The following is a 26,967-nucleotide window of genomic DNA, read 5'->3' as shown; positions in this document are numbered from 1 at the left end:
TGGTGACGGCCCTGAAGGTTGACCAACCCCTGCTCAGGCGCTGCGCAAAGCTGCTCTCTTGATTTCCCCTCCGACGCCTGGGCCGCCTTTCGGCACTGCCGGCGTCAGCACCGGGGGCAAGTTGACGGTCTGACCTGCGGCCACCGCTGTTCGACAGTCGGCGGGGGAGCTGGTGCCGGACACCGGCTCGTCGCGGGTCGCACACCATGTCGTAAGGTTTCCGATCATGCTTGCAAGACGACTGGCCGGCCTGCTCGTCGGTGCCCTGGCCCTCACCACGGCCTGCACCTCCGCTCCGGCAGCCGACAGGACCGCGCAGCCCGCACTCCCGGCCACGGACGAGCCCTCGCCCGAACCGAGCACCCCGCTCGCTGTACAGAGCCTCACCTCGCCGGAGCTGCAGTCCCGCTGGTGGAACTGGGCCACCGCCACCGCGGAGGACCGCAACCCGGTCCTCGATCAGGACGGCCACCTGTGCGGCCAGGGCCAGGAGGACGGCATCTGGTTCCTCGCCGGTACCACCGGCGGCGCGGCCACCCGCACCTGCACCGTCCCCGTCGGGGTGCCGGTCGTTTTCCCGCTGGTGAACCTGTTCGGCGAGTCCGCGGACTGCCTGGAGTTCATGAACGCCGCCAAGGGAAGCGCCACCCTGGACGGACGCTCCCTGACCCCCGAGGAGCTCGGTTCCACCCCGATCCGGATGAACCCGCGGAAGGGCAACCCGTTCACCACCACGGCCGGCCCCCTCAACACCTGGTCCTGCGGCCTCTGGGTCCGGCTGGACCCCCTCGCCCCCGGCAGCCACGAGCTGAGCCTGCGGGGCGAGTCAGGCACCTTCTCCACCTCCGTGGACTACCGCCTCCAGGTCGCCCGGCCGACCCCCACCAACGCGGTCTGACTGTTCATTAGTTGCGGCATGGGGAGCGAGGACGGCCGCCGACCGTGAGCCGAGGGGCCTGACCAGCTGGCCCGGTGCACCCCGAACTCCGTGTGTCGCCGAAAACTCACTGTCCCGGCCCCTGGAAGTGGCCGGGAATTGCCTTCTTGGGGCACGCCTGAACTGCGGTGAATCCTTCAGCAGGTCGTCGGTCATCACATAGAGCGCGGCCGCGAGGGAGTCCAACTCTGTCTTCACACAGTGACGGTGGACTCCCTCCTCCCATACGCGCAGGTGATCCCTCGGAAGCGATCATCTAGGGGTGGCGCCGGGAGCCGCTGTCGTTCCGGGCCGGTGGCAGCCCGGCGAGCGCCCGGAGCACCAGCCCGCCGAGGCACCAGCCGGCCACCACGTCGAGCAGCCAGTGGTAGTCGCTCCACACCAGCCCGAGGCCGACGCCGGCCGCGAGCAGGGCGGCGGCCGCGTACAGGCGGCGGCGGGCGCGGGCGCCGGCGGTGCGGGCCAGCAGGAACGCGGCCACCCCGTAGGAGAGGGTCGCGGTCGCCGTGTGGCCGGACGGGTACCAGCCCCACTGGTCCGGCGCCAGGGGCATCCCGAACGGCCCCGGCCGGGCGAACGCGGCCTTCGCCGGGACGACCAGCAGTGGGATCAGCCCGGCCGTCAGTACCGCGATCAGCGCCGGCAGCCACGGGCGCGCCGTCCCGGCCCGGCGGGACCGCCAGGCCGCCGATGCCCCGGCGGCCAGCAGGACCGGGATCGCCGGGACGGAGCTGCCGAGGTCCGACAGGGCCTCGCCGAGATGGTTGAGCAGCGTGCTGTGGAGGTCGTGCCGGGTCTCCCGGACGCCGTGCCGGACCCAGCGGTCCAGTCCGAGCAGCGGCCCGTCGACGGCCACCTGCCAGGAGATCAGCACCAGCACGGTGGCCAGCGCCACCGGCAGGGCCGCCGATCCGGCCGGGCCCGCCAGGCGCTCCGGAACGCGAAGTGGCCGCCCCGGAGCAGGGGGGAGAGCTCCGGGGCGGCTCTGATGATCGCCGTTCCGCGCGCCCCGGGGGGTATGGGTCGGACGGTCGGTCGATCGGCCTTCGGTGTGCGCCGGCCCTTGCGGGTCGGCCTGGTTGTCCTCGCGGGCGACCTGCGGATCCGCCGGTGGGGGCGGTGCCGCGGACGGGTCCGCCAATGGCTGGGGCTCGCTGTCCATCTGTCATGACACTACGTCAACGGCCGCGGCGCACTGAGGAGCTTCAGCGATTCAGCACAGCATCTTCACCCCTGGTGGGCGGTGCGGCGGCCCGCCCCGCACACCCGGACGAAACCGCCCGTAGCGACCGAACGGCCCGTGCGGACGAGGTGTCCGCACGGGCCGTTCGATGCTGTCCGGAATCCCTCCGGCGGGTCGGTGTCACCCGGTCACGGGCGGCCCGGTGGGGGCGCCGCCGCTCAGACGGTGGCGAAGGCGTTCTCCAGGATGTCCAGGCCCTCGTTCAGCAGGTGCTCCGGCATGACCAGCGGCGGCAGGAAGCGCAGCACGTTGCCGTAGGTGCCGGCGGTCAGGACCACCAGGCCCTCGGCGTGGCACGCCTTGGCGATGGCCGCGGTGGCCTCCGCGTTCGGCTCCTTGCCACCCGGCTTCACCAGCTCCACGGCGATCATCGCGCCGCGGCCGCGGACCTCGCCGATCCGCACCGAGTCGTGGTGGGCGAACTTCTCCTGCAGGGCCCGCAGACGGCCGAGCATGATCTCGCCGATCCGCTGCGCCTTGCCGTTGAGGTCCTGCTCCTTCATGGTCTCGATGGCGCCCAGCGCGGCCGCGCAGGCCACCGGGTTGCCACCATAGGTGCCGCCCAGGCCGCCGGCGTGCGCGGCGTCCATGATCTCGGCGCGACCGGTCACCGCGGCCAGCGGCAGACCGCCGGCGATGCCCTTCGCGGTGGTGATCAGGTCCGGGACGATGCCCTCGTCGTCACAGGCGAACCACTGGCCGGTGCGGCAGAAGCCGGTCTGGATCTCGTCGGCCACGAAGACGATGCCGTTGGCCTTGGCGTACTCCACGATCGCCGGCATGAAGCCCTTGGCCGGCTCGATGAAGCCGCCCTCGCCCTGGATGGGCTCGATGATGATCGCGGCGACGTTCTCGGCGCCGATCTGCTTGTTGATGATGTCGATCGCCTGGGCGGCGGCCTCGGCGGCGCAGTTCTCCGCGCCGGTCAGCCAGCGGTACGGGTAGGCCACCGGCACCCGGTAGATCTCCGGCGCGAACGGACCGAAGCCCTGCTTGTACGGCATGTTCTTCGCCGTCAGGCCCATGGTGAGGTTGGTGCGGCCGTGGTACCCGTGGTCGAACACCACGACGGCGGTGCGCTTGGTGTAGGCGCGGGCGATCTTCACCGCGTTCTCGACCGCCTCGGCGCCCGAGTTGAACAGCGCGGTGCGCTTGTCGTGGTCGCCCGGGGTCAGCTCGTTCAGCTGCTCGGCCACGGCCACGTAGCCCTCGTACGGGGTCACCATGAAGCAGGTGTGGGTGAAGGCGGCCAGCTGCTCGGTCGCCTTGGCCACCACGGCCTCGGCGCTGTTGCCGACGTTGGTCACGGCGATGCCGGAGCCGAAGTCGATCAGCGAGTTGCCGTCCACGTCCTCCAGCACGCCGCCGTTGGCACGGGACACGTACACCGGCAGGGTGGTGCCGACGCCGGCCGCCACCGCACCCAGCTTGCGGGCCTGCAGCTCCTGCGACTTCGGACCGGGGATCGCGGTGACCAGGCGGCGCTCCTGCGGGAGCGGCGTTGCGGCGCTCATGGGTTTCTCCAGACTTCTCGGCTCGGTGCTTCGCAGGCTACGGCGGCCCTCCCCGGCCGGGCATGCGCCACTCGGTAGCACTGGGCCGTCCGACTTGTCCGGGGCGGCCAGCGCAGGGAGTGCGACTACCGGCAGCCCACGCTCCACTACATTGAGCGCGGGCGTGTCGCCGGTGCGGCGGCATGGGTATGGCGGGACCGACGGTGGTCGGGCCGGGCGGGCGAGGGAGCGGGGCCGTACATGGGACTGGACGGGGCACGGGGCCACGGCGAGCGGACCGCCGCCGCACCTGCGACACCCATGCCGCACCAACGGCCCGGCCGCCCCGCGGCACCCCCGCCCTTCGACCTCGCCGCCTGGGTCGCCGCCCCCCGCCCCGACGCCGCCCCGGGCGTCTACCGGCGGGGCTACGACCAGGTCGACCCCGACCGGGCGGACGACGCCAAGGTCCCGACCTGGCCCCTGCTGCTGAGAGCGGGGCTGAACGCGGTGGTGGGGTGGCTGGCGTTCCTCTACGGCACGCAGCTGGTGCTTCGTCTGATCGTCCTGACCGTGTGGGTGGAGCACCCGTCGGGGACGGCGGTCACCGTCGTGGGCCTTTCGGTCAACGTGCTCGTGCTCGCTGTCGTGATCAAGGTGTTCGGCCGGATGGGGCGCTGGCCGGAGGTGTGGCGGCGGTACGTGGCGCCGTTGATGGCGCGCACGGTGACCACGGAGGAGCCCGCCGAGGAGGGTGTGGCGGCGCAGGCCGAGTGGGCGCGTGACCCGTGGGCGGCGCTGCGGCTCGGCGGGGCGGCCGCGGCGGCGGGCCGGCTGGACGGCGAGCCTGTCGGGGACGTCGACTACGTGCGGATCCAGCGGGCCTGGGAGTCGGCCCAGGCCGACCCGGTGTTCGTGCCGGCCTTCGTCGAGCAGGTGGCCGCCCGGGGCGCGGCGGCGTTCGCCCACCCCTCCGAGGCGCGCGAGCTGGCCGGGCGGGAGGAGCAGCACGATCTGCTGCTGGGCCAGGTGCGGCTGGGCACGGCGCAGGACGTGCCGAAGAACCCGTTGACGCACCGGGCGGCCGGTTTCACGCTGGATCCGTCGCTGCTGGGCACCTCGTTGCTGGCGGTCGGCCCGGCGGGCACCGGGAAGACCGCGCGGCTGGCCCGGCCGGTCGCCGAGGCGCTCTGCCTCCAGGCGCTGGCCGGTACGGCGTGCGCGGTGGTGATCGGCGCGGCCGACGCGGAGCTGGGGCCGGACGCCTGGTACGACGTGGTGATCGCGCCGGGGGACCGGGGCTCGGCGTACGGGCTGGACCTCTACGGGGCGGTGCAGGATCCGGACGAGGCGGCCGCCCGGCTGGCCGAGGCGCTGCTGCCGGACGAGCTGACGGCCCGGGCGGAGACCGCCCGGACGGCGCTGCAGCAGGTGGTCGGCCCGTTCCGAGCCGGGTTCGGCCGCTACCCGGCGGTGCGTGAGCTGCGGGCACTGCTCGGCGGTGAGCCGGAGGCCCTGGAGGCGCTGGTGAAGGCGCTGCGCGCGGCGGGCCGGCTGGCAGCGTACGAGCGGGACCTGGAGTACCGGGAGCGCCAGCGGGGCCGGGCGGACGACCCGGGGGCGCTGCTGGCGGACCGGCTGGCCCTGCTGGACCGGCCGGCCTTCGAGGGGGCGTTCGCGACCGACGGTACCGGTCGGCCGCCGTTCGCGATGCGGGTGCTGGACCACCCGCTGCGGGTGCGGGTGAAGCTGCCCGAGCGCAGCCACCCGGAGGCGGCGCGGATGCTGTCGCGGCTGCTGGTGGGCCAGTTCGTGCAGGCCGCGGCGGCCCGGGAGGACCGTTCGCTCTTCGCCGGCCTGGTGGTCGACGACGCGTCGACGGCGTTGGACGCGCACATCGTCCGGGGGCTGCAGCGGCTGCGCGCGGCCAACGCGGGCGCCGTGCTGTTGCTGCGGACCCTGGTCGATCTGCCCGAGGCGCTGCGGGCGCCGCTGTTCGGGGCGGTCGGCTGCCGGATGGTGTTCCCGGGGATCGCGCCGTGGGACGGCCGGATGTTCTCCGAGGCCTGGGGCACGCACCTGGTCCGGGAGACGGCGGTGACGCACGCGCCGGACACCTCGGGCGGGCTGGTCCGCCGGGCCGGGCGGCTGGGGCGTAAGGCGCTGTCGGGGACGACGGCGCAGACCGAGTCGGTGACCACCCGGGACGTGGAGCGGCTGCGCTGGTCGCCGTCGGACCTGGCGCACGCGTTGCCGGCGGGCCATGCGGTGATCTCGCTGACCGCGGTCTCGGGCGAGCAGGTGCCGCCGCTGCTGGTGGACCTGCGGGGCTGAAGCTCGCCTCCGAGGTGGATTCGGCAGTGCCGGTTGTCCGGAGCGTCCATAATGAGGGGAGAGACCCCCACCAGACTCCCCAGCCCTCTCCCCGCCCGGCCGCAACGGCGCGGTCAGGTCGTCCCCCGAAGGTGCCATGCCTCCCACACTCGCCTCCGTCGTCCGCAACACCTCGCTCCATCTGACGGTCCTCGCCGGTGCGGACCACCTGGAGCGGCCGGTCCGCTGGGTGCACACCAGTGAGCTGGACGACCCGACGCCCTTCCTCGAAGGCGGTGAGCTGCTGCTCACCACCGGGATCAAGCTGGGCCGCACCGCTGCCGGGTTGCAGGCGTACGTGCACCGGCTGGCCGACGCGGGCGTGGTGGGGCTGGGCCTCGGTGTCGGCCTCTCGCACACCGAGGTGCCGCAGCCCCTGGTGGACGCGGCCGCCCAGCGCGGGCTGCCGCTGCTGCGGGTGCCGGAGCCGACGCCGTTCATCGCGATCAGCAAGGTCGTCTCGGCGGCCCTGGCCGCCGAGCAGTACGAGGCGGTCACCACCAGCTTCGAGGCGCAGGAGGAGCTGACCCGGGCGGCGCTCGGCAAGGACGGCACCACGGCCGTGGTGCGCCGGCTGGCGGCGCGGCTGGGCGGCTGGGCGGCGCTGTACGACGGCTCGGGCGCGCTCTCGGTGGTGGCCCCGGACTGGGCGGCCCGCCGGGCCGGCCGGCTGGCGGCCGAGGTGGACCGGCTGCGCCGGCGCCCGGCGCCGTCGAGCGCCGCGCTGCAGGGGCGTTCGCCGGGGATAGACACCGCGGACGAGGACTACGTGGTGGTCCAGTCGCTGGGGGCGGACCGCCGGGCCCGGGGCTTCCTCGCGGTCGGCACCGAGGACCGGATCACCCCGACCGAGCGGTACGTGCTGAACGCGGCGGTGGCGCTGCTGACCCTCACCCTGGAGCGCTCGCGCGAGCTGCGCCAGGCGGAGGAGCGGATGGGCGCGGCGCTGCTGCGGATGGTGCTGGCGGGCGAGGTGGCGACCGCCCGGCAGGTGGCGGCCGGGCTCTTCGGCGGTCTGCCGGAAGGGACGGTCCGGGTCATGGTGGCCGGTGCCGGCCAGGGAGTGGACGCCACGGAGGCGCTCGGCGAGCTGGGCGACCGGGCCGAGCAGGCCGGCGCCCGGGTGGGGGAGAAGCTGCTGGTGGCGCGCGAGGAGGGCGGCACGCACGGGCCCCGGCTGATGGTGCTGGCGCTGGACAACGGTGCCGTGCACCGGGCCTGCCTGGGGGCGGTGGAGGAGCACGAGGGCCTGTCGCTGGGGGTCTCGGCGCCGGCCGCGCTGGAGGAGGCGGGTACCGCGAACGCGCAGGCCGAGCGGGCGCTCGCGGTGGCGCTGCGCGGCGGCCGCCGCGCGGTGGACCACGAGGAGGTGGGCGCCGGCTCGCTGCTGCCGCTGCTGGGCGAGGACGCGGTGACGGCGTTCGCGGAGGGGCTGCTGCGCCCGCTGCGGGACCACGACCGGACCGCCCGCGGCGACCTGGTGGCGTCGCTGCGCGCCTGGCTCTCCAGACACGGCCAGTGGGACGCGGCCGCCGCCGACCTGGGCGTGCACCGGCACACGCTGCGCTACCGGATGCGGCGGGTCGAGGAGTTGCTGGGCCGCTCGCTGGACGACACCGACGTCCGGATGGAACTCTGGCTGGCCCTTCGCTCCGGCGAAGAGTAGGCGAGGAGTAGGCGAGGAGCAGCGGAGCAGTAGCCGAGCAGCGCAGCAGTGGCGGAGCACCGGAACCCGGCCCGTCCGCTGGACGGGATGGAGTGAGCGCGGGGGCGAACGCTACTTCGTGGCCAACCCGGTCGGCGTGCCGCCGCCCCTACCCTCGGTTCTGGTTCCACGTCCGTGGGGCCGTGAGGACGACGAGGAGAGGGCCGGTACCACGGTGACCACCACGTACGATTTCTGGCTGGCCGGCCGCCGGGCGAGCGGCGACGCCGACTTCGAGGTGCACAACAGCTGGGACGGCCGCCTGGTCGGCAAGGTCAGCGTCCCCACCGAGGCCCAGGTCGAGGAGGCGCTGGACGCCGCCGTGGCCGCGCTGCCGGTGTTCGCCGCGACCCCCGCGCACGTCCGTGCCGCCGCGCTGGACCACGTGGCCAAGCGCCTGGCCGAGCGCACCGAGGAGATCGCCCAGCTGATCACCGCCGAGAACGGCAAGCCGATCAAGTGGGCGCGCGGCGAGGTCGGCCGCGCCGTCTCCGTCTTCCGCTGGGCCGCCGAGGAGTCCCGCCGGACCAACGGCGAGACCATGCGGCTGGACACCGACCCGGGCGGCGTGGGCCGTTTCGCGGTGGTGCGCCGGTTCCCGCGCGGCGTGGTGCTGGGCATCGCCCCGTTCAACTTCCCGCTGAACCTGGTCGCCCACAAGGTCGCCCCGGCGATCGCGGTCGGCGCCCCGATCATCCTCAAGCCGGCTCCGGCCACCCCGCTCTCCGCGATGGTGCTGGGCGAGATCCTGGCCGAGACGGACCTGCCGGCCGGCTCCTGGAGCGTCCTGCCGGTGCCGAACGACCGGATGCCCGCGCTGGTGCAGGACCCGCGCCTGCCGGTGATCTCCTTCACCGGTTCGGACAAGGTCGGCTACCAGATCATGGACTCGGTGCCGCGCAAGCACACCACCCTGGAGCTCGGCGGCAACGCCGCGGCCGTGGTGCTCGCCGACTGGTCCTCCGAGGCCGACCTCGATTGGGCCGCCACCCGGATCGCGATGTTCGCCAACTACCAGGGCGGCCAGTCCTGCATCTCGGTGCAGCGGGTGATCGCCGACGCGTCGGTGTACGACGCGCTGGTGGAGAAGGTGGTGGCCAAGGTCGAGGCGCAGGTCACCGGCGACCCCAACGACGACGCCACCGACGTCGGCCCGCTGGTCGACGAGAACGCCGCGAAGCGGGTGGAGTCCTGGGTGGACGATGCCGTGGCGAAGGGCGCCAAGGTGCTCACCGGCGGTACCCGTGAGGGCGCGACCTTCGCCCCGACCGTGCTCGCCGAGCTGCCCGCCGACGCGATCCTGGCCAAGGCCGAGGTGTTCGGCCCGGTGCTGTCGCTGCACCGGGTGGACGGCACCGACGAGGCCTTCGCCGCCGTCAACGACTCCGCCTTCGGCCTGCAGGTCGGGGTCTTCACCCGTGACCTGCAGACCGCCTTCCGCGCCCATCGGGAGCTGGAGGTCGGCGGTGTGATCATCGGCGACGCGCCGTCCTACCGCGCCGACCAGATGCCGTACGGCGGGGTCAAGGACTCCGGCGTCGGCCGCGAGGGCGTCAAGTACGCGATGGACGACTACACCGTGGAGAAGGTCCTGGTCCTCACCGGCCTCGACCTCTGACCCCGAACGAGCCCGAACGATCCCGAACGATCCCGAAGGGCTCCCGGCACGCCGAGGGGCCCGAACGGGCCGAGGGGCCCGGTACCGCCGCGCTGCGGCGGTACCGGGCCCCTCGGCGTGTCCGGGGGAGGTTCAGACCCGGCCGGCCGCGGCCGCGACGGCCTCCGCCACGGAGGCGTTGCCGGCGACCAGCTCCAGCGTCTGCCCGGCGGTGCCCGCCTCGTGCAGCAGCTCGGCCAGCACCGCCGCCACGTCGGCGCGGTCCACCGCGCCGCGTTCGACCGAGGGGGCGAGCCGGACCAGGCCGGTGCCCGGGCCGTCGGTGAGCCGGCCGGGGCGCAGCACCGTCCAGTCGAGCGCGGTACGGGCGCGCACGGCGTCGTCGGCGGCGCCCTTGGCCCGCAGGTAGGTCTCGAAGACCGGGTCGGCCGGGTAGTGCGCCTGGGCGTCGGCGCCCATCGAGGAGATGATCAGGTAGCGCCGGACCCCGGCGAGTTCGGCGGCGTCGGCGAGCAGGACGGCCGCGTCGCGGTCGACGGTGTTCTTGCGGTCGGCGCCGCTGCCGGGGCCGGCGCCGGCGGCGAAGACCACGGCGTCGGCGCCCGCCAGCAGCCGGGCGAGTTCGGGGGCGGTGGCGCTCTCCAGGTCGAGCAGCAGCGGCTCGGCTCCGGCGGCGGCCAGGTCCCCGGCCTGTTCGGGGCGGCGGATGAGGCCGGCGGGGCGGTCGCCGCGCTCGGCGAGCAGCCGTTCGAGCTTGAGCGCGATCTGTCCGTGGCCTCCGGCGATGACGGTACGCATGGCTCCGACGGTAGCGGGGACGCGTCCCGGCGTCCTGTGGAGTCCGGCCGGCAGGACACAATGGGCGCATGACTTCGCTCGCCCACCCGCAGCTGCGCTTCACCCCCGTGGTGAAGGACCCCTCCGCTCCCCGGGAGCTGGTGATCCTCGGCTCGACCGGTTCGATCGGCACCCAGGCCATCGACGTGGTGCGCCGCAACCCGGACCGGTTCCGTGTGGTCGCCCTGTCGGCGGCCGGCGGGCGGGTGGAGCTGCTGGCCGAGCAGGCCCTGGAGCTGGGCGTGCACACCGTGGCGGTCGCCGACCCGGCGGCCGAGCCCGCGTTGCGCGAGGCGCTGGCCGCGAAGGCGGCGGGGCGTCCGCTGCCCGCCGTGCTGGCGGGCCCGGACGCGGCCACCGAGCTGGCCGCGATGGAGTGCCACTCGGTGCTGAACGGCATCACCGGGTCGATCGGCCTGCGCCCGACGCTGGCGGCGCTGCGGGCGGGCCGGGTGCTGGTGCTGGCGAACAAGGAGTCGCTGATCGTCGGCGGTCCGCTGGTGAAGGCGGTGGCGAAGCCCGGGCAGATCGTGCCGGTGGACTCCGAGCACGCCGCGCTGTTCCAGGCGCTGGCCGGCGGCACCCGCGCCGAGGTGCGCAAGCTGGTGGTCACGGCGAGCGGCGGCCCGTTCCGCAGCCGGACCCGCGAGCAGCTGGCGGGGGTGACGCCGCAGGAGGCGCTGGCGCACCCGACCTGGGCGATGGGGCCGGTGGTGACGATCAACTCGGCCACCCTGGTCAACAAGGGCCTGGAGGTGATCGAGGCGCACCTGCTGTACGACGTGCCCTTCGACCGGATCGAGGTGGTGGTCCATCCGCAGTCGGTGGTCCACTCGATGGTGGAGTTCACGGACGGCTCCACGCTGGCGCAGGCCAGCCCGCCGGACATGCGGATGCCGATCGCGCTGGGGATGGGCTGGCCGGACCGGATCCCGGACGCGGCGCCCGCCTGCGACTGGACGAAGGCCGCCACCTGGGAGTTCTTCCCGCTCGACGACGAGGCCTTCCCGGCGGTCCGGCTGGCCCGCGAGGTGGGATCGCTCGGTGGGACGGCGCCGGCGGTGTTCAACGCGGCGAACGAGGAGTGCGTGGAGGCCTTCCTGAAGGGCCGCCTCGCCTTCACGGGAATCGTGGACACTGTTGCCAAGGTCGTGGCCGAGCACGGACAGTACGACAGCGGGCGGGCCGCGGCGGGAACTTCTCTGACCGTCGAGGACGTCCTGCACGCGGAGGACTGGGCCCGCGCCCGGGCCCGCGAGCTGGCGTCGGGCTGACGGTTCCCGGCGGACGACCGGACGACGAGCGGAGCGCAATGACGGAGGGCCTGCGGTGGCAACGGTTTTGACGGTGGTCGGCATCCTGGTCTTCGCGATCGGGTTGCTGATCTCGATCGCCTGGCACGAGCTCGGCCACCTCTCCACGGCCAAGCTGTTCGGCATCAGGGTGCCGCAGTACATGGTCGGGTTCGGTCCGACGGTCTGGTCCCGGAAGAAGGGCGAGACCGAGTACGGCGTCAAGGCGATCCCGCTGGGCGGGTACATCCGGATGATCGGGATGTTTCCGCCCGGCGCGGACGGGCGGATCACCAAGCGCAGCAGTTCGCCCTGGCGGACCATGATCGAGGACGCCCGGGAGGCCTCCTACGAGGAGCTCCAGGACGGTGACGACAGCCGGCTCTTCTACACCCGCAAGCCGTGGAAGCGCGTCATCGTCATGTTCGCCGGGCCGTTCATGAACCTGATCCTGGCCTTCGGGCTCTTCCTGACCGTGATGATGGGCTTCGGCGTCTCGATGACGGTGCCGACCATCGGCACCGTCGCGCAGTGCGTGGTCAAGGCCGGCCAGCCGACCGACAGCTGCCCGGCCGACGCGCCGAAGACCCCCGCCGCCCAGGCCGGGCTGCGGCCGGGCGACAAGGTGGTCTCCTTCGACGGCGACCGGATCGGCGACTACGACCAGCTCCAGGCGGACATCCGTCGTTCGGCCGGGAAGACCGTGCCGGTGGTGGTCGAGCGCGAGGGGCAGCAGCTCACCCTCACCCCGACCATCGCCGTCAACGACGTCCAGAAGTACGACGGCAACGGCATGCCGGTCAAGGGCGAGACGGTGCAGGCGGGCTTCCTCGGCTTCACCCCGACCAGCGGTGTCGTCCGGCTCGGCGTCGGGCAATCCCTCGACCGGATGTACGACATGGCCGAGAGCGGTGTGAAGTCGCTGGTGGCCCTGCCGGGCAAGGTCCCGGGGCTGTGGAACTCGGTGGTGGACGGCGCCCCGCGCGATGTCGACTCGCCGATCGGCATGGTCGGCGCCGCCCGGGTCAGCGGCGAGGTCTTCTCGCTCGACATCCCGGGCACCCAGCGGATCGCGTACTTCGTGAACCTGCTGGCCGGCATCAACCTGTCGCTCTTCCTCTTCAACATGCTGCCGCTGCTCCCGCTGGACGGCGGCCACATCGCCGGCGCCCTGTGGGAGTCGGTGCGCCGCCGATTCGCAAGCCTGTTCAAGCGGCCCGACCCCGGTCCGTTCGACGTCGCCCGGCTCATGCCGCTGGCCTACGTCGTGGCCAGCGTCTTCATCGGGTTCACCCTGCTCGTCCTGGTCGCCGACCTGGTCAACCCGGTCAAGATCAGCTAGTCGCCCGGTACGGCTGGTGTGCCCGGGGCCACCGCCGTGCCGTACCGTTGGGGGCCGGGTGCGCGTTTCATCGGCGCGCCCGGCCCAGGCCGTCGAACGGCCGGACCGACCACACCTCAACCCCGGGGAACCCTGCGCACATGACCGCGATCTCGCTCGGTATTCCGTCCCTGCCGCTCAAGCCGCTCGCCAAGCGCCGAGTCTCCCGGCAGATCATGGTCGGCAACGTGCCGGTCGGCGGCGACGCCCCCGTCTCGGTGCAGTCGATGACCACCACGGTGACCTCCGACATCAACGCCACGCTGCAGCAGATCGCCGAGCTGACGGCCTCGGGCTGCCAGATCGTGCGAGTCGCCGTACCGTCCCAGGACGACGCCGACGCCCTGCCGATCATCGCGAAGAAGTCGGGCATTCCGGTCATCGCGGACATCCACTTCCAGCCGAAGTACGTGTTCGCCGCGATCGACGCCGGCTGCGCCGCGGTCCGCGTCAACCCGGGCAACATCAAGGCCTTCGACGACAAGGTCGGCGAGATCGCCAAGGCCGCCAAGGGCGCCGGCGTCCCGATCCGGATCGGCGTCAACGCCGGCTCGCTGGACAAGCGCCTGCTGGAGAAGTACGGCCGGGCCACCCCCGAGGCGCTGGTCGAGTCCGCGCTCTGGGAGTGCTCGCTCTTCGAGGAGCACGACTTCCGCGACATCAAGATCTCGGTCAAGCACAACGACCCGGTCGTGATGATCAACGCCTACCGCCAGCTCGCCGCGGCCTGCGACTACCCGCTGCACCTCGGGGTCACCGAGGCCGGTCCCGCCTTCCAGGGCACCATCAAGTCCGCGGTCGCCTTCGGCGCACTGCTCGCCGAGGGCATCGGCGACACCATCCGGGTCTCGCTGTCGGCCCCGCCGGCCGAGGAGATCAAGGTCGGCAACCAGATCCTGGAGTCGCTCGGCCTTCGCCAGCGCGGTCTGGAGATCGTCTCCTGCCCGTCCTGCGGCCGCGCCCAGGTCGACGTCTACAAGCTCGCCGAGGAGGTCACCGCCGGCCTGGAGGGCATGGAGGTGCCGCTGCGCGTCGCGGTCATGGGCTGCGTCGTCAACGGTCCGGGCGAGGCCCGGGAGGCCGACCTCGGGGTCGCCTCCGGCAACGGCAAGGGCCAGATCTTCGTCAAGGGCGAGGTCATCAAGACCGTCCCCGAGTCCAAGATCGTGGAGACCCTGATCGAGGAGGCCCTCAAGCTGGCCGAGCAGATGCAGGCCGAGGGCGTCGAGTCCGGTGCGCCGACCGTGACCGCCGCGGAGTGACCGGCGGGCAGTAGTTTCCGGAAGCGGGGCCGTCCGTGCGCGGACGGCCCCGCGGCCGTAGCCGGGTGGGGCCACGGAGTAGGGTGCGGCCAGAGTCGTCTCAGTGAGGTGCTGTCTCGATGCTCGATCGAGGTGTGATGCTCCCCAGCTCGTTCCAGGCCGTCCGCGCCCTGGCGACCACGCGCGTCCTGGAGGCCTCCGACCTCGCGGACACCCTGGCGGTGCTCCGGCGCGATCCGGTCGCCAACGCCTTCGTCGCGACCAGGGTGGAGGCCGTCGGGCTGGACCCCTGGCGCCTCGGCGGCGAGATGTGGGGCTGGTACGACGAGCGCGGTGAGCTGGACGCGCTCTGCTACGCCGGCGCGAACCTGGTCCTCGTGGACGCCGGCCCGCAGGCCGTGCAGGCCTTCGCCGAACGGGCCCGCCGCCAGGGCCGCCGCTGCTCCTCGATCGTCGGCCCGGCCGAGGCCACCGCCGCCCTCTGGGCCCTGCTGGAACGCAGCTGGGGACCGGCCCGCGAGGTCCGCGCCCACCAGCCGCTGCTCGCCACGGCCGTGCCGTCCGCCGAGATCGCGCCCGACCCGCTGGTACGGCGGGTGCGGCGGAGCGAGATCGAGTCGCTGATGCCGGCCTGCGTGGCGATGTTCACCGAGGAGGTCGGGGTCTCCCCGCTGGCCGGTGACGGCGGGCTGCTCTACCAGGCCCGGGTCGCCGAACTGATCTCCACCGGGCGTTCGTTCGCGCGCTTCACGGAGGACGGCCAGGTCGTCTTCAAGGCCGAGGTGGGGGCCGTCACCGAGGGCGCCTGCCAGATCCAGGGCGTCTGGGTCGACCCGGCCCACCGCGGCCGCGGCCTCTCCGAGACCGGCATGGCCGCCGTCCTGGACATCGCCCTGCGCGAGGTCGCCCCGGTGGTCTCGCTCTACGTGAACGACTACAACCTGCGGGCCCGCGCCGCCTACCGCCGGGTCGGCTTCCGCGAGGTCGGGGCGTTCATGAGCGTGCTGTTCTGAGCTCCTTGCCGCCTCCGCCCGCGTGGGGGGCCGGACGGGTAGTAACGTCCGGGGCATGGATCAGCTGACCGGGGTGACGATCGAGGCCATCGACCTTGCGGCATGGGCTCCGCAGGCGCTCGACGTCCAGGCGGTGGCGTTCGGGCTGACCCCCGAGGAGGTCCTGGTCCGGCTGCACATCGTCGGGCGGCACGCCCAGCAGCCCGGGGTGATCGCGCTGGGCGCGCTCAGCGGCGGCCGGCTGGTCGGCTTCGGCTACGGCATGCCGAACCGCCGGGAGCACTGGTGGAGCACCGTGATCCAGCCCTATCTGGAGGCCGGCGGCCACGGCGCGTGGCTGGACGAGGTCTTCGCGATCACCGAACTGCACGTGCTGCCCGAGTTCCAGGGGCAGGGCATCGGCTCCACCCTGATCAGGACCCTCTGCGCGCGCTCCGGGCTGTCGCGCACCATCCTCTCCGCGATCGACGCCGAGACGCCCGCCCGCCGGCTCTACCGCTCGCTCGGCTACCGGGACCTCGCGCGGGCGGTGCACTTCCCCAACACCGAGCGCCTGTACGCGGTGATGGGCGCGGAGCTGCCGCTGCGGGGGACCGGACCGGCTCAGAGCGCGCCGGCGAACTCCAGGTAGAGCTCGGCGTCCTCCCGGCGGCCCGCGGCCAGGGCGCGCAGGCCGAGGTCGGCCGCCCGGAACAGCGTCCAGCCGCGCAGCCGGTCCCGGTCCACGTCCAGGGCGTCCGCGAGCTGGTGCAGCCGCCGGCGGACGGCGGCGGGGACGCCCGGGGAGCCGACCAGGGTGTCCGCCCGGTCCAGGGCCAGCCGGGCCAGGTCGTAGGCGCGTTCGCCGACCAGCGGCCGGGGGTCGATCGCCAGCCAGGGCGCGCGGTCGGCGGCGAGCACGTTGCCGTGGTGGAAGTCGCCGTGCAGCAGCACCTCCTCGTCGGCCGAGGCGCAGAGCCCCTCGGCAACCGCCAGCGCCTCGGTGACCAGCGGGGCCGCCTCGGCGGCGCCCGGCAGCGCGCCGCGCCGGCGCAGCCCGGCGGCGGTCGTGGCCGTCCGGTCGGCGAGGGTGGCGAAGCCGTGGTCGCCGGGCGGCTCCACCCAGAGCCGGTGGAGCAGGCTGGTGGCCTCCAGCATCGCCTTCGGCTCGGCCAGCGAGCGCAGCGGGATGTCACCGTGCAGCCGCTCCAGCAGCAGCGACCCCTCGGCGGGGTCGGCGGCCAGCAGCAGGACGGCGCCGCGGCCGGCCCACTGGGCGAGGGCGGCGTGCTCCCGGTCGGTCTCCGGGGTGACCAGCCCGGTCTTGAGGACGGCGGGGCTCAGGTCGTCGCGGTGCACGTAGGCGATCAGGCTCAGACTGCCCCCCGGGTCGGCCACCCGCTCCAGGGTGAGGTCCCAGCGTGCCAGCCCGGCGCCGACCCGGGCCGGCAGGCCCGTGAGCCAGTGCCGGCCCTCCTCGTCCGCGCCGACGCTGCGCGCCAGCCATGCGGGGACGGTGATCTGCCCTGGTGCTCCCGACATGCCGGCCTTCCGGTTGTGCTTCCCCCGTGGTGCTACCCGTCCATTGTCGGCCATGGCGGTGAAACCGCAGGTCAGCGATCCGGGGTGGCAGTGGTGGCGGCGCGTCCGCAGGTCAGGGCGGTGCCGGGGGTCAGGCGGCCGGGCCGGCGGGGTCGGTGCCGGCGGTGGCGGGGCCCGTCGTGGCGGGCGTGCCGGCGGGGTCGGGCAGGCCGGGGAACGCGGTCGGGGCGGCGCCCCAGCGGCGGGCGCGCAGCGCGCAGTCGCGGAGCGCGTCCGCGGCACTGCCGCGCTGCGGGGCGGCGACGGCGGCGACCAGGTCGGCGTAGACCGCGGTGAGCCGGCTTTCGAGGTGCGCGGCCAGCCGGCCGGCGCCGGCCGCGTCGGTGACGGCGAAGGGCAGCTGGTAGCCGGCCGCCGCCGCGCCCGGGGTGGCCCCGGCGCCGCCGAGCAGCCGTTGCCAGGCGTCCCGCCGGGCCTGGTGGGCGGCCAGGGCGGTCCGCGCTTCGGTGCGCTGCTGGTCCTCCGGGAGCCGGGCGCCGACCACGCCGTAGCCGTAGATCGCGGCGTGCTCGGCGGCCAGCGCGCCCTGGAGGGCGGTGAGCGCCTCCGGGGCGGTGCCCGCCGTGCCGCCGGAGGCGGCGGGGGAGGCGTCCGGGGAGGCCGGGGCGGTGCCGGACGGCGTGGCGGGCCCGCCGGGCGGGTCGGTGGGCCCGGGCAGCGGGGCGGCGGCCGGAGCGGTGTCGCCCAGGGCGACGGCGTGCAGCACCCCGGCCGCGGAGACCGAGGCGAGCAGCCGGGCCAGCCCGGGCGAGGCGGCGCCGAGGTCGGCGAGCCGGGTCTGCGCGGTCTGCCGCTCCAGCGCGGCGAGCGCGGCGACGGTGGCCACCGGCGGGGCCGGGGCGGTGGCGGACGACGACCCGGGGGATCCCGAGGGGGACCCGGACCCGCCGGCGAACGGCGACAGGGACGTGGACTGCGACAGGGACGGGGAGGCGGAGGGGGCCGGGAGCCCGGCGGCCAGGGCGGCCCGGTGCTGGAGCACCTCGGCCCGCAGCGGCTGGAGCTGCCCGGCCTGCCCGGCCCCGGCCCCGGCCAGCAGGGCGTCGTACCCGGCCAGCAGCGCGTCGGTGGCGTCGACGGCGCGCAGCCGGACCGGCTCGTCCGGGTCGGGCCGCCGGTGCTCGCCTCCGCCCGCGCCGCCCTCGTCGGGGGAGCCGGTGCAGGCGGCGAGGGCGCCGCCGGTGGCGAGGAACAGTCCGAGGGCCAGCAGGGTCCGTCGGCTGGGCGGCTGCATCGCGGTCACTCCGGGGCGTGTGCGGGAGGACGGCCTGCGTGCCCTCGTTGGCGTGAATGATTACAGAATCCTCACGGGTCCGGCCCCGGATTCCCAGGCCCTGGACCACGCCCCACCGGTGTGACCTTGCTCGCAGTGGGTGGCGCCCGGGCGCCCGCACGTGGTCCGGAATCGGTGGTTGGCGACTTCACCGGATAGGATTTGGGCCGAGCTGCCGCGACCCGGCCTGCGCCCGAGCGGCGCCGGACGGCGCGGTGCGCCCTCTGACAACAGCAGACGCGGCCGAGGAGTCCACCCGGATGAGCACCACCCACATCGACCGGCTGCGTGCGTTGCTGGAGCCGTTGGCCGCCCAGGCGGGCCTGGACCTGGAGGACGTCAAGGTCACCCAGGCCGGCAGCCGCCGCCAGGTGCAGATCGACGTGGACGCCGACGGCGGCGTGGATCTGGACGCCATCGCGGAGTTCAGCCGGGTGGTCGGCGAGGCCCTGGACACCTCCGACGTGATGGGCACCGGCGCGTACGTGCTGGAGGTCGGCTCGCCGGGCGCGGAGCGCCCGCTGGTCGAGCCCCGCCACTGGCGCCGGGCCGAGGGCCGGCTGGCCGCGATCCACCTGGTCGACGGCGGGGAGATCGTCGCCCGGGTGCTGGAGGCGGACGAGGACGGCGCGCTGGTCGAGGTGCAGCCGGTGAAGGGCCGCGGCCGGCCCAAGGAGCGCCGCCTGGAGTACACCGAGGTGTCCCGGGCGCGCGTCCAGGTGGAGTTCAACCGCAAGGACGACGAGCTCCTCGACCAGGCCCAGGACTTCGTGGACGACGACTCGGCGGACGACGGCGCCGAGGAGGGGGACGACGGTGCGCAGTGACGACCTGCCCACCGACCGCACCATGACGAACGTGACGAAAGACGAGGAGGCGTAGCCGTGGACATCGACATGAGTGCCCTGCGCACGCTGGTCAACGAGAAGAACATCCCCTTCGACCTGCTGGTCGAGTCCATCGAGTCGGCCCTCCTCACCGCGTACCACCGCACCGAGGGCTCGCGCCGCCGCGCGCGGGTCGAGCTGGACCGCAAGTCCGGCCACGTGACGGTCTGGGCGACCGAGGACCCGGCCGAGCTGGACGAGGGCGTCGAGCCGAAGGAGTTCGACGACACCCCGAGCGGCTTCGGCCGGATCGCGTCCAGCATCGGCATCCAGGTGATGATGCAGCGCCTGCGCGACGCCGCCGACGACCAGACCTTCGGCGAGTACGCGGGCAAGGAGGGCGACATCGTCACCGGTGTCGTCCAGCAGGGCAACGACCCGAAGAACGTGCTGGTGGACATCGGCAAGCTGGAGGCCATCCTGCCGCCGCAGGAGCAGGTCCCGGGCGAGGACTACCGGCACGGCACCCGTCTCAAGTGCTACGTGGTGGCCGTGCGCCGCGGCGTGCGCGGCGCGTCGGTGACGCTCTCGCGCACCCACCCCAGCCTGGTGAAGAAGCTCTTCGCCCTGGAGGTGCCGGAGATCGCCGACGGCAGCGTCGAGATCGCCGCGATCGCCCGTGAGGCCGGTCACCGCACCAAGATCGCGGTGTGGTCGCGCCGGTCCGGGCTGAACGCCAAGGGCGCCTGCATCGGCCCGATGGGCAGCCGGGTGCGCGCGGTGATGGGCGAGCTGCACGGCGAGAAGATCGACATCGTCGACTGGTCCGAGGACCCGCGCGAGATGGTCGCCGCGGCGCTGTCCCCCGCACGGGTGACGAGCGTCGAGATCGTGGACCTCCAGCAGCGCTCCGCACGGGTGATCGTGCCGGACTACCAGCTGTCTCTGGCGATCGGCAAGGAGGGCCAGAACGCCCGCCTGGCCGCCCGCCTGACCGGCTGGCGGATCGACATCCGCCCGGACACCGAGGGGCAGTCCGACGACGGTGGCCGGGAGTCCTCGGCCGAGTAGTCGCGCCCCGGCGCCACCGTTCCACCGCCCCCCGCCGTTCCACCCCGGATCGGCGGGGCGGCGCCATGTCCCTTCGGAGGGGTAGACTTGCCTTCGTCTGGCCGGACGCACGTCCGAGCACGCCCGGAACGCACCTGCGTGGGCTGCCGCAAGCGCGCGGCCAAGCACCAGCTGTTGCGTGTCACGGCGGTCGAGGGCGTTTGCGTCCCCGATCCGCGTGGCGCGCTGCCGGGCCGGGGCGCGCACCTGCACCCCGATCCGGCCTGCCTCGACCTCGCGGTCCGCCGTCGGGCGTTCCCCCGGGCCTTCCGGCTCCAGGGCACACTCGACACCGAGCGGCTCCGCGAGTACATCGGGGAGCGGGCAGGCGACACCCCGGCGCCCTGAGCTTCCTCAGGCCTCTGGCGGGCACCTCCCCGTTACGGCCGCCGCTCCACGCGGCGGAGAACCACCGCACCAAGCACAGTGCGCGGGCAGCCGCACGCCGTGCCACCAGTCAGGTACCTCGCGATGTGGAAGTAGGTCGAGATTGCGATGAGCACTCGATGAGTACGCGATGAGTACGCGATGGGTACGCCCATGAAGTAGCGACGGTCCGGCGGACGAGACACCCCGGACTCATAGATCAGGAGTGAAGTGGCTAAGGTCCGGGTTTACGAACTCGCCAAGGAACTTGGTTTGGAGAGCAAGGCCGTGATGGCCAAGCTGACCGAGCTGGGTGAGTTCGTCCGTTCGGCGTCCTCGACCATCGAGGCGCCGGTCGTACGCAAGTTGACTGACGCGCTGGGAGTCGCCCCCACCGGTGGCGCTGCCAAGCCTGGCCCGCGGAAGCCCGCGGCGCCCCAGCCCGCCGGCGGTTCCGCCGCCGGTGCGGCCGCACCCAGGCCGGGTGCCCCGACCCCGGGTCCGCGCCCTGCCGCGACCCCGGGACCCCGTCCCACCCCCGCTGCCGCGGCGCCCGCCGCCCCGGCCGCACCCGCTCAGGCCGCCCCGGCCGCTCCGCGCCCGGCCGGCGCGCCGACCCCGGGCCCGCGCCCGGCGGCTCGCCCCGCCGCCGCGCCCGCGGCCCCGGCTGCTCCGGCGGCCGAGTTCTCCTCCCCGGCCCCGGCCGAGGAGACCCAGGCCCAGCGCCCGGCCGCGCAGGCCCAGCGCCCGGCCGGCCCCGCCGCCGGCAGTGGTGCCCGTCCGGGCCCGCGTCCGGCCGGCCCGCGCCCGGGCAACAACCCGTTCACCTCGGGCAGCGCGACCGGAATGGCCCGCCCCGGCGACCGCCGTCCGGCCGCGCCCGGTGCCCGTCCGGCCGCCGGTGCCCCCGGTGCCGGTGACCGTCCGCGTCCCGGTGGCGACCGTCCGCGTCCCGCCGGTGCCCCCGGTGCCGGTGACCGTCCGCGTCCCGGTGGCGACCGTCCGCGTCCCGCCGGTGCCCCCGGCGCCGGTGGCGCGCCGCGCCCCGGCGGCGCCCCGCGTCCCGACGGCATGCCCCGTCCGGCCGGTCCGCGTCCCGGTGGCCCGAGCCCGTCCGGCATGCCGCGTCCGAACCCCGGCATGATGCCGCAGCGTCCGGCTCCGGGCCCGCGTCCGGGCCCCGGCGGCCGTGGCCCCGGTGGCCCCGGCGGCCGTCCCGGTGGTCCGGGTGGCGCCGGTGGCGCCCGTCCGGGCTTCGCCGGTCGTCCGGCCGGTCCGGGCTCGCGTCCGACCGGTGGCTTCGGCGGCCCCCGTCCCGGTGGCGGTGCCCCCGGTGGCGGCGGCGGCTTCGGTCCGCGTCCCGGTGGCTTCGGCGGCCGTCCCGGCGGCCCGGGTGCCCGTGGTGGCACGCAGGGTGCCTTCGGCCGTGGCCCCGGTGGCCGTCCGGCCCGTGGTCGCAAGTCGAAGCGGGCGAAGCGCCAGGAGTACGAGGCCATGCAGGCCCCGTCCGTCGGCGGTGTGATGCTGCCCCGCGGCAACGGCCAGACCGTTCGCCTGTCCAGCGGCGCCTCGCTGATGGACTTCGCGGAGAAGATCAACGCCAACCCGGCCGCGCTCGTCTCCGTGATGTTCAACCTCGGTGAGATGGTCACCGCGACCCAGTCGGTCTCCGACGCGACCCTCGAGCTGCTGGCCGGCGAGATGGGTTTCATCCTGGAGATCGTCAGCCGCGACGACGAGGACCGCGAGCTGCTGGAGTCGTTCGACATCGACTTCGGTGCCAACGAGGGCGATGAAGACCAGCTGGCCCCGCGCCCGCCGGTCGTCACCGTCATGGGTCACGTCGACCACGGTAAGACCCGACTGCTGGACGCCATCCGCAAGTCGAACGTGGTGGCCGGCGAGGCGGGTGGCATCACCCAGCACATCGGTGCCTACCAGGTGGCCACGATCGTGAACGGCGAAGAGCGCCCGATCACCTTCCTGGACACCCCGGGTCACGAGGCGTTCTCCGCCATGCGTGCCCGTGGTGCCAAGTCCACCGACATCGCGATCCTGGTGGTCGCGGCCAACGACGGTGTCATGCCGCAGACGGTCGAGGCGTTGAACCACGCCAAGGCCGCGGGTGTGCCGATCGTGGTCGCGGTCAACAAGATCGACGTCGAGGGCGCCGACCCGACCAAGGTCCGCGGTCAGCTGACCGAGTTCGGTCTGGTGGCCGAGGAGTACGGCGGCGACACCATGTTCGTCGACATCTCCGCGCGCCAGGGCCTCAACATCGACCAGCTGCTGGAGGCCGTGGTCCTGACCGCGGACGCCTCACTGGACCTGCGGGCCAACCCCGAGCAGGACGCGCAGGGTATCGCCATCGAGGCCCACCTCGACAAGGGCCGCGGCGCCATGGCGACCGTGCTCGTGCAGCGCGGTACCCTCCGCGTCGGCGACTCGATCGTGGTCGGCGACGCCTACGGCCGCGTCCGCGCGATGCTGGACGAGAACGGCAACAGCCTCGCCGAGGCCGGCCCGTCCCGCCCGGTGCTGCTCCTCGGTCTGACCTCGGTGCCCCGCGCCGGCGACAGCTTCATCGTCGTCGACGAGGACCGCACCGCGCGCCAGATCGCCGAGAAGCGCTCGGCCCGTGACCGCAACGCCGCGTTCGCGCAGCGCCGGGTCCGGGTGTCCCTGGAGGACCTCGACAAGGCCATCGCCGCGGGCGAGATCGAGCAGCTCAACCTCATCATCAAGGGTGACGTCTCCGGTTCGGTCGAGGCCCTCGAGGACGCCCTCGTCAAGCTGGACGTGGGCGAGGAGGTCGAGCTCCGCATCCTGCACCGCGGTGTGGGTGCGATCACCGAGTCCGACGTCAACCTGGCGATGGGTTCGGACGCCATCATCATCGGCTTCAACGTGCGCGCCGAAGGCCGTGCGCGCGCCGCGGCCGACAAGGAAGGCGTGGACGTCCGGTACTACTCGGTCATCTACCAGGCGATCGAGGAGATCGAGAACGCCCTCAAGGGCATGCTCAAGCCCGAGTACGAGGAGGTGCGCCTCGGCTCCGCGGAGATCCGCGAGGTGTTCCGTTCCTCCAAGTTCGGCAACATCGCGGGTGTCATCGTCCGCGAGGGCCTGCTGCGCCGCAACGCCAAGGCCCGCCTCATCCGCGACGGCAAGGTCGTGGCGGAGAGCCTCACCATCGAGGGTCTGCGTCGCTTCAAGGACGACGCGACCGAGGTCCGCGAGGGCTTCGAGGCCGGTGTGACCCTGGGGTCGTTCAACGACATCAAGGTCGAGGACATCGTCGAGACCTACGAGATGCGCGAGAAGCCGCGCGCGTAAGCGGGTGGTGTCCGGGGCCGGTCGACGGGTGGTATTTCCGTCGACCGGCCCCGGTCTCGCTGTGTAGGGTCCTGGGGTAGTCAGCGATGACGAGAAGCAGCCCGGTCCAGGGTTGCCCCCGAGGCCTCCAGGTCGGCGAGACCTGTCATACATGTTCGTGGGAACACTCACCTTCGACCTGCTGCTGGGCGACGTACATTCGCTCAAGGAGAAGCGTTCGATCGTGCGGCCCATCGTGGCCGAACTGCAGCGCAAGTACAGCGTGTGCGCTGCCGAGACCGGGAACCAGGATCTGCACCGCAGGGCCGAGATCGGCCTGGCGGTGGTGTCCGGCGAAGCCGGGTACGTCACCGAGATCCTGGACAGCTGTGAGCGGTTGGTCGCCGGCCGCCCCGAGGTAGAGCTGCTCTCCGCCAGGAGGCGCTACCACAACGACGACGACGAATGAGGTCTGCGGAACGGACCGGCGCGAGTCGCCGTTCTCACACAGATCAGGACCGAGAGCGCCCACAAGGCTGGGCGCGGGCCGGTACTTTGGGGCGTGGGCCCCGACGGGCAGGCAGTACGCCCGAGTTACCCGGCCCATTGCACGAGGAGGCAACGTGACCGACACCGCTAGGGCGCGCAAGCTCGCAGACCGCATCCAGGTGGTCGTGGCCGAGACCCTGCAACGCCGGATCAAGGACCCGCGACTGGGCTATGTGACCATCACCGACACCCGGGTCACCGGCGATCTGCGCGAGGCCACCGTCTTCTACACCGTCTTCGGTGACGAAGCCGAGCGCGAGGCCTCGGCCGCCGCGCTGGAGAGCGCCAAGGGAGTGATCCGCTCCGAGGTCGGCAAGATCGGGGTGCGTTTCACCCCGACGCTGACCTTCGTCGCGGACGCGCTGCCGGAGAACGCCCGGAACATCGACGACCTGCTCGACCGGGCCAGGGCCATCGACGCCGCGGTGCGCACCACCGCGGCGGGCGCGAAGTACGCCGGTGACGCGGACCCCTACAAGGTCCCGGCGTCCGAGCGTGACGACGAGGACGAGTAGTCATGGCAGGTGAGCCGGCGTCGACCGGTTCGACGGCCGGAGCAGTCGCGGGGGCGTCCTCCACCACCACGGTGGAGGGTGCCCTCGCGGTGCTTCCGGGGCCGCGCGCCGAGGCGCCCGGCTTCGAGCTGGTCTGGCAGCAGGTGGTCGCGGAGATCGGGCGCGCCCGGTCGATCGACCTCATCTGCCACATCTGCCCGGACGGCGACGCGCTCGGCTCGGCCCTGGCGGCCGCGCTGGCCCTGCGCGGGCTGGGCCACGAGGTCCGGGTCTCCTTCGGGGACGACCCGCAGATCGTGCCCGAGTCGCTGGCCTTCCTGCCCGGCCAGGAGCTGATCGTGCCGGCCTCCGAGGTGCCCGCCGTCCCGGAGCTGGTGCTCTGCTTCGACGTGGCCGCCGAGAGCCGGCTGGGCCTGCTGCACGAGAAGGCCTTCGCCGCGCCGGTGCTGGTGGTCATCGACCACCACGCCTCCAACCCCGGCTTCGGCACCCACCAGCTGATCGACCCGAGCGCGCCGGCCACCGCCGTCCTGGTGGACGAGCTGCTGCGCCGGCTCGGCGTCGAGCTGGACCAGTCCCTGGCCACCTGCCTCTACACCGGTGTCGCCACCGACACCGGCTCGTTCAAGTACCGGGCCACCACGCCCGCCACCCACGAACTCGCCGGGCGGCTGCTGGCCACCGGCATCCGGCACGACCTGATCTCCCGGCAGCTGTGGGACACCTCGTCCTTCGGCTACCTCAAGGTGCTCGCGGCCGCGCTCGACCGGGCCGTCTACGAGCCGGACGCGGCCGGCGGCCTGGGCCTGGTGTGGACCTGGGTGCCCTACCAGGACCTGGCGCTGTTCAGCGTCACCGTCGAGGAGATCGAGGGCCTGATCGACATCCTGCGCCGCCCGGCCGAGGCCGAGGTCGCGCTGGTGCTCAAGCAGGACCCGGACGGCACGCTGCGGGGCTCCTCGCGCTCCAAGGGCGCGGTGGACGTCGCGGCGGCCTGCGCCGGGCTCGGCGGCGGCGGGCACACCTTCGCGGCCGGATTCTCCACCCGCGAGCCCGTGGCCGACGCGGTGGAGCGGTTCCGGGGCGCGCTGCGGCCCGTCAGCTGACCACTTCCAGAGAAGCCTCCAGAGAAAAGAACAGATGAAGCGCAAGGGAACCGGCCCGGACGGCCTGGTCATCGTCGACAAGCCGGAGGGCATCACCTCGCACGGGGTGGTCGCCAAACTGCGGTGGCTGGCCGGGACGCGGAAGGTCGGCCACGCCGGCACGCTGGACCCGATGGCCACCGGCGTGCTGGTCATCGGCATCGAGCGGGCCACCCGGCTGCTCGGCCACCTGATGCTGACCGCCAAGACCTACGAGGCGACCGTCCGGCTCGGCCAGACCACCGTCACCGACGACCGGGAGGGCGAGGTCACCGCGTCCGTGCCGGCCGACGGCGTGCGCCGGGAGGACATCGACGCCGGGATCGCCGCCCTCACCGGCGAGATCATGCAGGTGCCGTCCAAGGTCAGCGCGATCAAGATCGACGGCAAGCGCTCCTACGCGCGGGTGCGCGAGGGCGAGGACTTCGAGCTCGCGGCCCGGCCGACCACCATCCACTCCTTCACCGTCCACGAGCAGCGGGCCGCCGTCGCCGAGGACGGCACCCCGGTGATCGACCTCGACGTGACGGTGGAGTGCGCCTCCGGCACCTACATCCGGGCGCTGGCCCGCGACCTCGGCGCCGGCCTCGGCGTCGGCGGCCACCTCACCGCGCTGCGGCGCACCCGGGTGGGCCCCTACGGCGTGGAGTCGGCCCGGACCCTGGAGCAGTTGGAGGAGGCGGTGACCGGTGACGCCGGCGCTCCGCTGGAGGTGCTGCCGATCGGCGACGCCGCCGCGGCCGCCTTCCCGCGCTGGGACCTCGACGCCGAGCAGGCCAAGGTGCTGTCGCACGGCGCCCGGCTGAAGGCGCCCGGGATGGGCGTGGCCGGTCCGATCGCGGTCTACGGGCCGGACGGGCGGTTCCTCGCGCTGGTGGAGGAGCACGGCGGTCAGGCGAAGCCGGTGGCCGTCTTCGTCGGCTGACGCCGGGAGGTCCGGGCCGCGTGCCGGTCGAGCCCCCCGCCGCCCCCGTCCGGGGCGGCGGGGGGCTCTCGGCGTTCCGCGCGGGCACCTGGCGGAGCGGGGCCGGCGAGGTTCACCCGCACGGGGGAGCGCGCGAGGTGAACCCCGGTGGTGAGCGGCGCGGGTGCGGTCGGGCCTGCCCGGCACCGGGCAGGCTCCCGGGCGGCG

General features: G+C 73.8%; 22 protein-coding genes. 17 read left to right on the top strand and 5 right to left on the bottom strand.

Going from position 1 to position 26,967, the window contains the following annotated elements:
* Positions 1-226 precede the first annotated feature (226 nt).
* On the top strand, positions 227-898 hold the full coding sequence (locus ACIF6L_RS35750; protein ID WP_396491727.1) for a signal protein: 672 nt from the start codon (positions 227-229) through the stop codon (positions 896-898).
* A gap of 295 nt (positions 899-1,193) precedes the next feature.
* On the opposite strand, the gene ACIF6L_RS35745 is transcribed toward ACIF6L_RS35750, so the two are convergent.
* Together ACIF6L_RS35745 and gabT are read right to left on the bottom strand one after the other, a co-directional pair.
* Complete coding sequence (locus tag ACIF6L_RS35745; protein ID WP_396491726.1) at positions 1,194-1,832, bottom strand: phosphatase PAP2 family protein; 639 nt, start codon at positions 1,830-1,832, stop codon at positions 1,194-1,196.
* A gap of 506 nt (positions 1,833-2,338) precedes the next feature.
* Positions 2,339-3,694, bottom strand: coding sequence for a 4-aminobutyrate--2-oxoglutarate transaminase (gabT, locus tag ACIF6L_RS35740; protein WP_359838425.1), 1,356 nt, complete (start codon positions 3,692-3,694; stop codon positions 2,339-2,341).
* Positions 3,695-3,934: 240 nt separating this feature from the next.
* On the opposite strand from gabT, the gene ACIF6L_RS35735 reads away from it, so the two are divergent.
* From ACIF6L_RS35735 to ACIF6L_RS35725, 3 genes are all read left to right on the top strand, one after another.
* Positions 3,935-6,007, top strand: coding sequence for an ATP-binding protein (locus ACIF6L_RS35735; RefSeq protein WP_396491725.1), 2,073 nt, complete (start codon positions 3,935-3,937; stop codon positions 6,005-6,007).
* A 136-nt stretch (positions 6,008-6,143) separates the two neighbouring features.
* Complete coding sequence (locus ACIF6L_RS35730; RefSeq protein WP_329487724.1) at positions 6,144-7,712, top strand: PucR family transcriptional regulator; 1,569 nt, start codon at positions 6,144-6,146, stop codon at positions 7,710-7,712.
* 214 nt (positions 7,713-7,926) lie between these two features.
* The gene (locus ACIF6L_RS35725; RefSeq protein ID WP_352288023.1) at positions 7,927-9,369 is read left to right on the top strand and encodes an aldehyde dehydrogenase family protein; all 1,443 of its coding nucleotides are present in this window, start codon (positions 7,927-7,929) and stop codon (positions 9,367-9,369) included.
* A 132-nt stretch (positions 9,370-9,501) separates the two neighbouring features.
* On the opposite strand, the gene ACIF6L_RS35720 is transcribed toward ACIF6L_RS35725, so the two are convergent.
* On the bottom strand, positions 9,502-10,167 hold the full coding sequence (locus tag ACIF6L_RS35720) for an NAD(P)H-binding protein (RefSeq protein WP_396491724.1): 666 nt from the start codon (positions 10,165-10,167) through the stop codon (positions 9,502-9,504).
* Between the two features lie 68 nt (positions 10,168-10,235).
* Between ACIF6L_RS35720 and dxr the strand changes: the two genes are divergently transcribed.
* The 5 genes from dxr to ACIF6L_RS35695 all read left to right on the top strand — a co-directional run bounded on the left by dxr (position 10,236) and on the right by ACIF6L_RS35695 (position 15,785).
* Complete coding sequence (dxr, locus tag ACIF6L_RS35715) at positions 10,236-11,480, top strand: 1-deoxy-D-xylulose-5-phosphate reductoisomerase (RefSeq protein WP_359808478.1); 1,245 nt, start codon at positions 10,236-10,238, stop codon at positions 11,478-11,480.
* Positions 11,481-11,535: 55 nt separating this feature from the next.
* The gene (locus ACIF6L_RS35710) at positions 11,536-12,840 is read left to right on the top strand and encodes a M50 family metallopeptidase (RefSeq protein ID WP_359838431.1); all 1,305 of its coding nucleotides are present in this window, start codon (positions 11,536-11,538) and stop codon (positions 12,838-12,840) included.
* Positions 12,841-12,980: 140 nt separating this feature from the next.
* Positions 12,981-14,141, top strand: a complete 1,161-nt coding sequence (ispG, locus tag ACIF6L_RS35705; protein WP_329487719.1) for a flavodoxin-dependent (E)-4-hydroxy-3-methylbut-2-enyl-diphosphate synthase — start codon at positions 12,981-12,983, stop codon at positions 14,139-14,141.
* 137 nt (positions 14,142-14,278) lie between these two features.
* Positions 14,279-15,154: a GNAT family N-acetyltransferase gene (locus tag ACIF6L_RS35700; RefSeq protein ID WP_359838451.1), complete on the top strand. Its 876-nt coding sequence runs from the start codon at positions 14,279-14,281 to the stop codon at positions 15,152-15,154.
* Positions 15,155-15,209: 55 nt separating this feature from the next.
* Positions 15,210-15,785 (top strand): GNAT family N-acetyltransferase, encoded by a 576-nt coding sequence (locus tag ACIF6L_RS35695; protein WP_329487718.1) that lies wholly within the window; start codon positions 15,210-15,212, stop codon positions 15,783-15,785.
* On the opposite strand, the gene ACIF6L_RS35690 is transcribed toward ACIF6L_RS35695, so the two are convergent.
* Positions 15,758-16,675 carry an aminoglycoside phosphotransferase family protein gene (locus tag ACIF6L_RS35690; RefSeq protein ID WP_329487717.1) on the bottom strand — a complete coding sequence of 306 codons (918 nt, stop codon included), beginning with the start codon at positions 16,673-16,675 and terminating at the stop codon, positions 15,758-15,760. The genes ACIF6L_RS35695 and ACIF6L_RS35690 overlap by 28 nt on opposite strands.
* Positions 16,676-16,805: 130 nt before the next feature.
* The gene (locus tag ACIF6L_RS35685) at positions 16,806-17,255 is read right to left on the bottom strand and encodes a ferritin-like domain-containing protein (RefSeq protein WP_396491736.1); all 450 of its coding nucleotides are present in this window, start codon (positions 17,253-17,255) and stop codon (positions 16,806-16,808) included.
* 1,013 nt (positions 17,256-18,268) lie between these two features.
* On the opposite strand from ACIF6L_RS35685, the gene rimP reads away from it, so the two are divergent.
* The 8 genes from rimP to truB all read left to right on the top strand — a co-directional run bounded on the left by rimP (position 18,269) and on the right by truB (position 26,760).
* Positions 18,269-18,835 (top strand): ribosome maturation factor RimP, encoded by a 567-nt coding sequence (gene rimP, locus ACIF6L_RS35680; RefSeq protein ID WP_329487716.1) that lies wholly within the window; start codon positions 18,269-18,271, stop codon positions 18,833-18,835.
* Between the two features lie 57 nt (positions 18,836-18,892).
* A complete protein-coding gene (nusA, locus tag ACIF6L_RS35675; RefSeq protein WP_329487715.1) occupies positions 18,893-19,906 on the top strand; it encodes a transcription termination factor NusA in 1,014 nt (337 codons plus the stop codon).
* Positions 19,907-20,044: 138 nt separating this feature from the next.
* Positions 20,045-20,293 (top strand): YlxR family protein, encoded by a 249-nt coding sequence (locus ACIF6L_RS35670; protein WP_329487714.1) that lies wholly within the window; start codon positions 20,045-20,047, stop codon positions 20,291-20,293.
* Positions 20,294-20,542: 249 nt separating this feature from the next.
* On the top strand, positions 20,543-23,647 hold the full coding sequence (gene infB, locus ACIF6L_RS35665; RefSeq protein ID WP_396491723.1) for a translation initiation factor IF-2: 3,105 nt from the start codon (positions 20,543-20,545) through the stop codon (positions 23,645-23,647).
* A gap of 151 nt (positions 23,648-23,798) precedes the next feature.
* Positions 23,799-24,095, top strand: coding sequence for a DUF503 domain-containing protein (locus ACIF6L_RS35660; protein ID WP_329487712.1), 297 nt, complete (start codon positions 23,799-23,801; stop codon positions 24,093-24,095).
* A gap of 154 nt (positions 24,096-24,249) precedes the next feature.
* A complete protein-coding gene (gene rbfA, locus ACIF6L_RS35655; RefSeq protein WP_329487711.1) occupies positions 24,250-24,690 on the top strand; it encodes a 30S ribosome-binding factor RbfA in 441 nt (146 codons plus the stop codon).
* Between the two features lie 2 nt (positions 24,691-24,692).
* On the top strand, positions 24,693-25,796 hold the full coding sequence (locus ACIF6L_RS35650) for a DHH family phosphoesterase (RefSeq protein WP_329487710.1): 1,104 nt from the start codon (positions 24,693-24,695) through the stop codon (positions 25,794-25,796).
* A gap of 34 nt (positions 25,797-25,830) precedes the next feature.
* Positions 25,831-26,760 (top strand): tRNA pseudouridine(55) synthase TruB, encoded by a 930-nt coding sequence (gene truB, locus ACIF6L_RS35645; protein WP_329487709.1) that lies wholly within the window; start codon positions 25,831-25,833, stop codon positions 26,758-26,760.
* Positions 26,761-26,967 lie beyond the last annotated feature (207 nt).

It is taken from the genome of Kitasatospora sp. NPDC086009 (genome assembly GCF_044540385.1).
In the GTDB taxonomy this organism is placed as follows: Bacteria; Actinomycetota; Actinomycetes; order Streptomycetales; family Streptomycetaceae; genus Kitasatospora.
This window is presented reverse-complemented; position numbering and strand designations above follow the sequence as displayed.

Bases quoted from the DNA above. Each gene is read 5' to 3' on its own strand.
- ACIF6L_RS35750 (WP_396491727.1), top strand. From the start codon at position 227: ATGCTTGCAAGACGACTGGCCGGCCTGCTCGTCGGTGCCCTGGCCCTC.
- gabT (WP_359838425.1), bottom strand. From the start codon at position 3,694: ATGAGCGCCGCAACGCCGCTCCCGCAGGAGCGCCGCCTGGTCACCGCG.
- ACIF6L_RS35735 (WP_396491725.1), top strand. From the start codon at position 3,935: ATGGGACTGGACGGGGCACGGGGCCACGGCGAGCGGACCGCCGCCGCA.
- ACIF6L_RS35730 (WP_329487724.1), top strand. From the start codon at position 6,144: ATGCCTCCCACACTCGCCTCCGTCGTCCGCAACACCTCGCTCCATCTG.
- ACIF6L_RS35720 (WP_396491724.1), bottom strand. From the start codon at position 10,167: ATGCGTACCGTCATCGCCGGAGGCCACGGACAGATCGCGCTCAAGCTC.
- dxr (WP_359808478.1), top strand. From the start codon at position 10,236: ATGACTTCGCTCGCCCACCCGCAGCTGCGCTTCACCCCCGTGGTGAAG.
- ispG (WP_329487719.1), top strand. From the start codon at position 12,981: ATGACCGCGATCTCGCTCGGTATTCCGTCCCTGCCGCTCAAGCCGCTC.
- ACIF6L_RS35700 (WP_359838451.1), top strand. From the start codon at position 14,279: ATGCTCCCCAGCTCGTTCCAGGCCGTCCGCGCCCTGGCGACCACGCGC.
- ACIF6L_RS35695 (WP_329487718.1), top strand. From the start codon at position 15,210: ATGGATCAGCTGACCGGGGTGACGATCGAGGCCATCGACCTTGCGGCA.
- ACIF6L_RS35690 (WP_329487717.1), bottom strand. From the start codon at position 16,675: ATGTCGGGAGCACCAGGGCAGATCACCGTCCCCGCATGGCTGGCGCGC.
- rimP (WP_329487716.1), top strand. From the start codon at position 18,269: ATGAGCACCACCCACATCGACCGGCTGCGTGCGTTGCTGGAGCCGTTG.
- ACIF6L_RS35660 (WP_329487712.1), top strand. From the start codon at position 23,799: ATGTTCGTGGGAACACTCACCTTCGACCTGCTGCTGGGCGACGTACAT.
- ACIF6L_RS35650 (WP_329487710.1), top strand. From the start codon at position 24,693: ATGGCAGGTGAGCCGGCGTCGACCGGTTCGACGGCCGGAGCAGTCGCG.
- truB (WP_329487709.1), top strand. From the start codon at position 25,831: ATGAAGCGCAAGGGAACCGGCCCGGACGGCCTGGTCATCGTCGACAAG.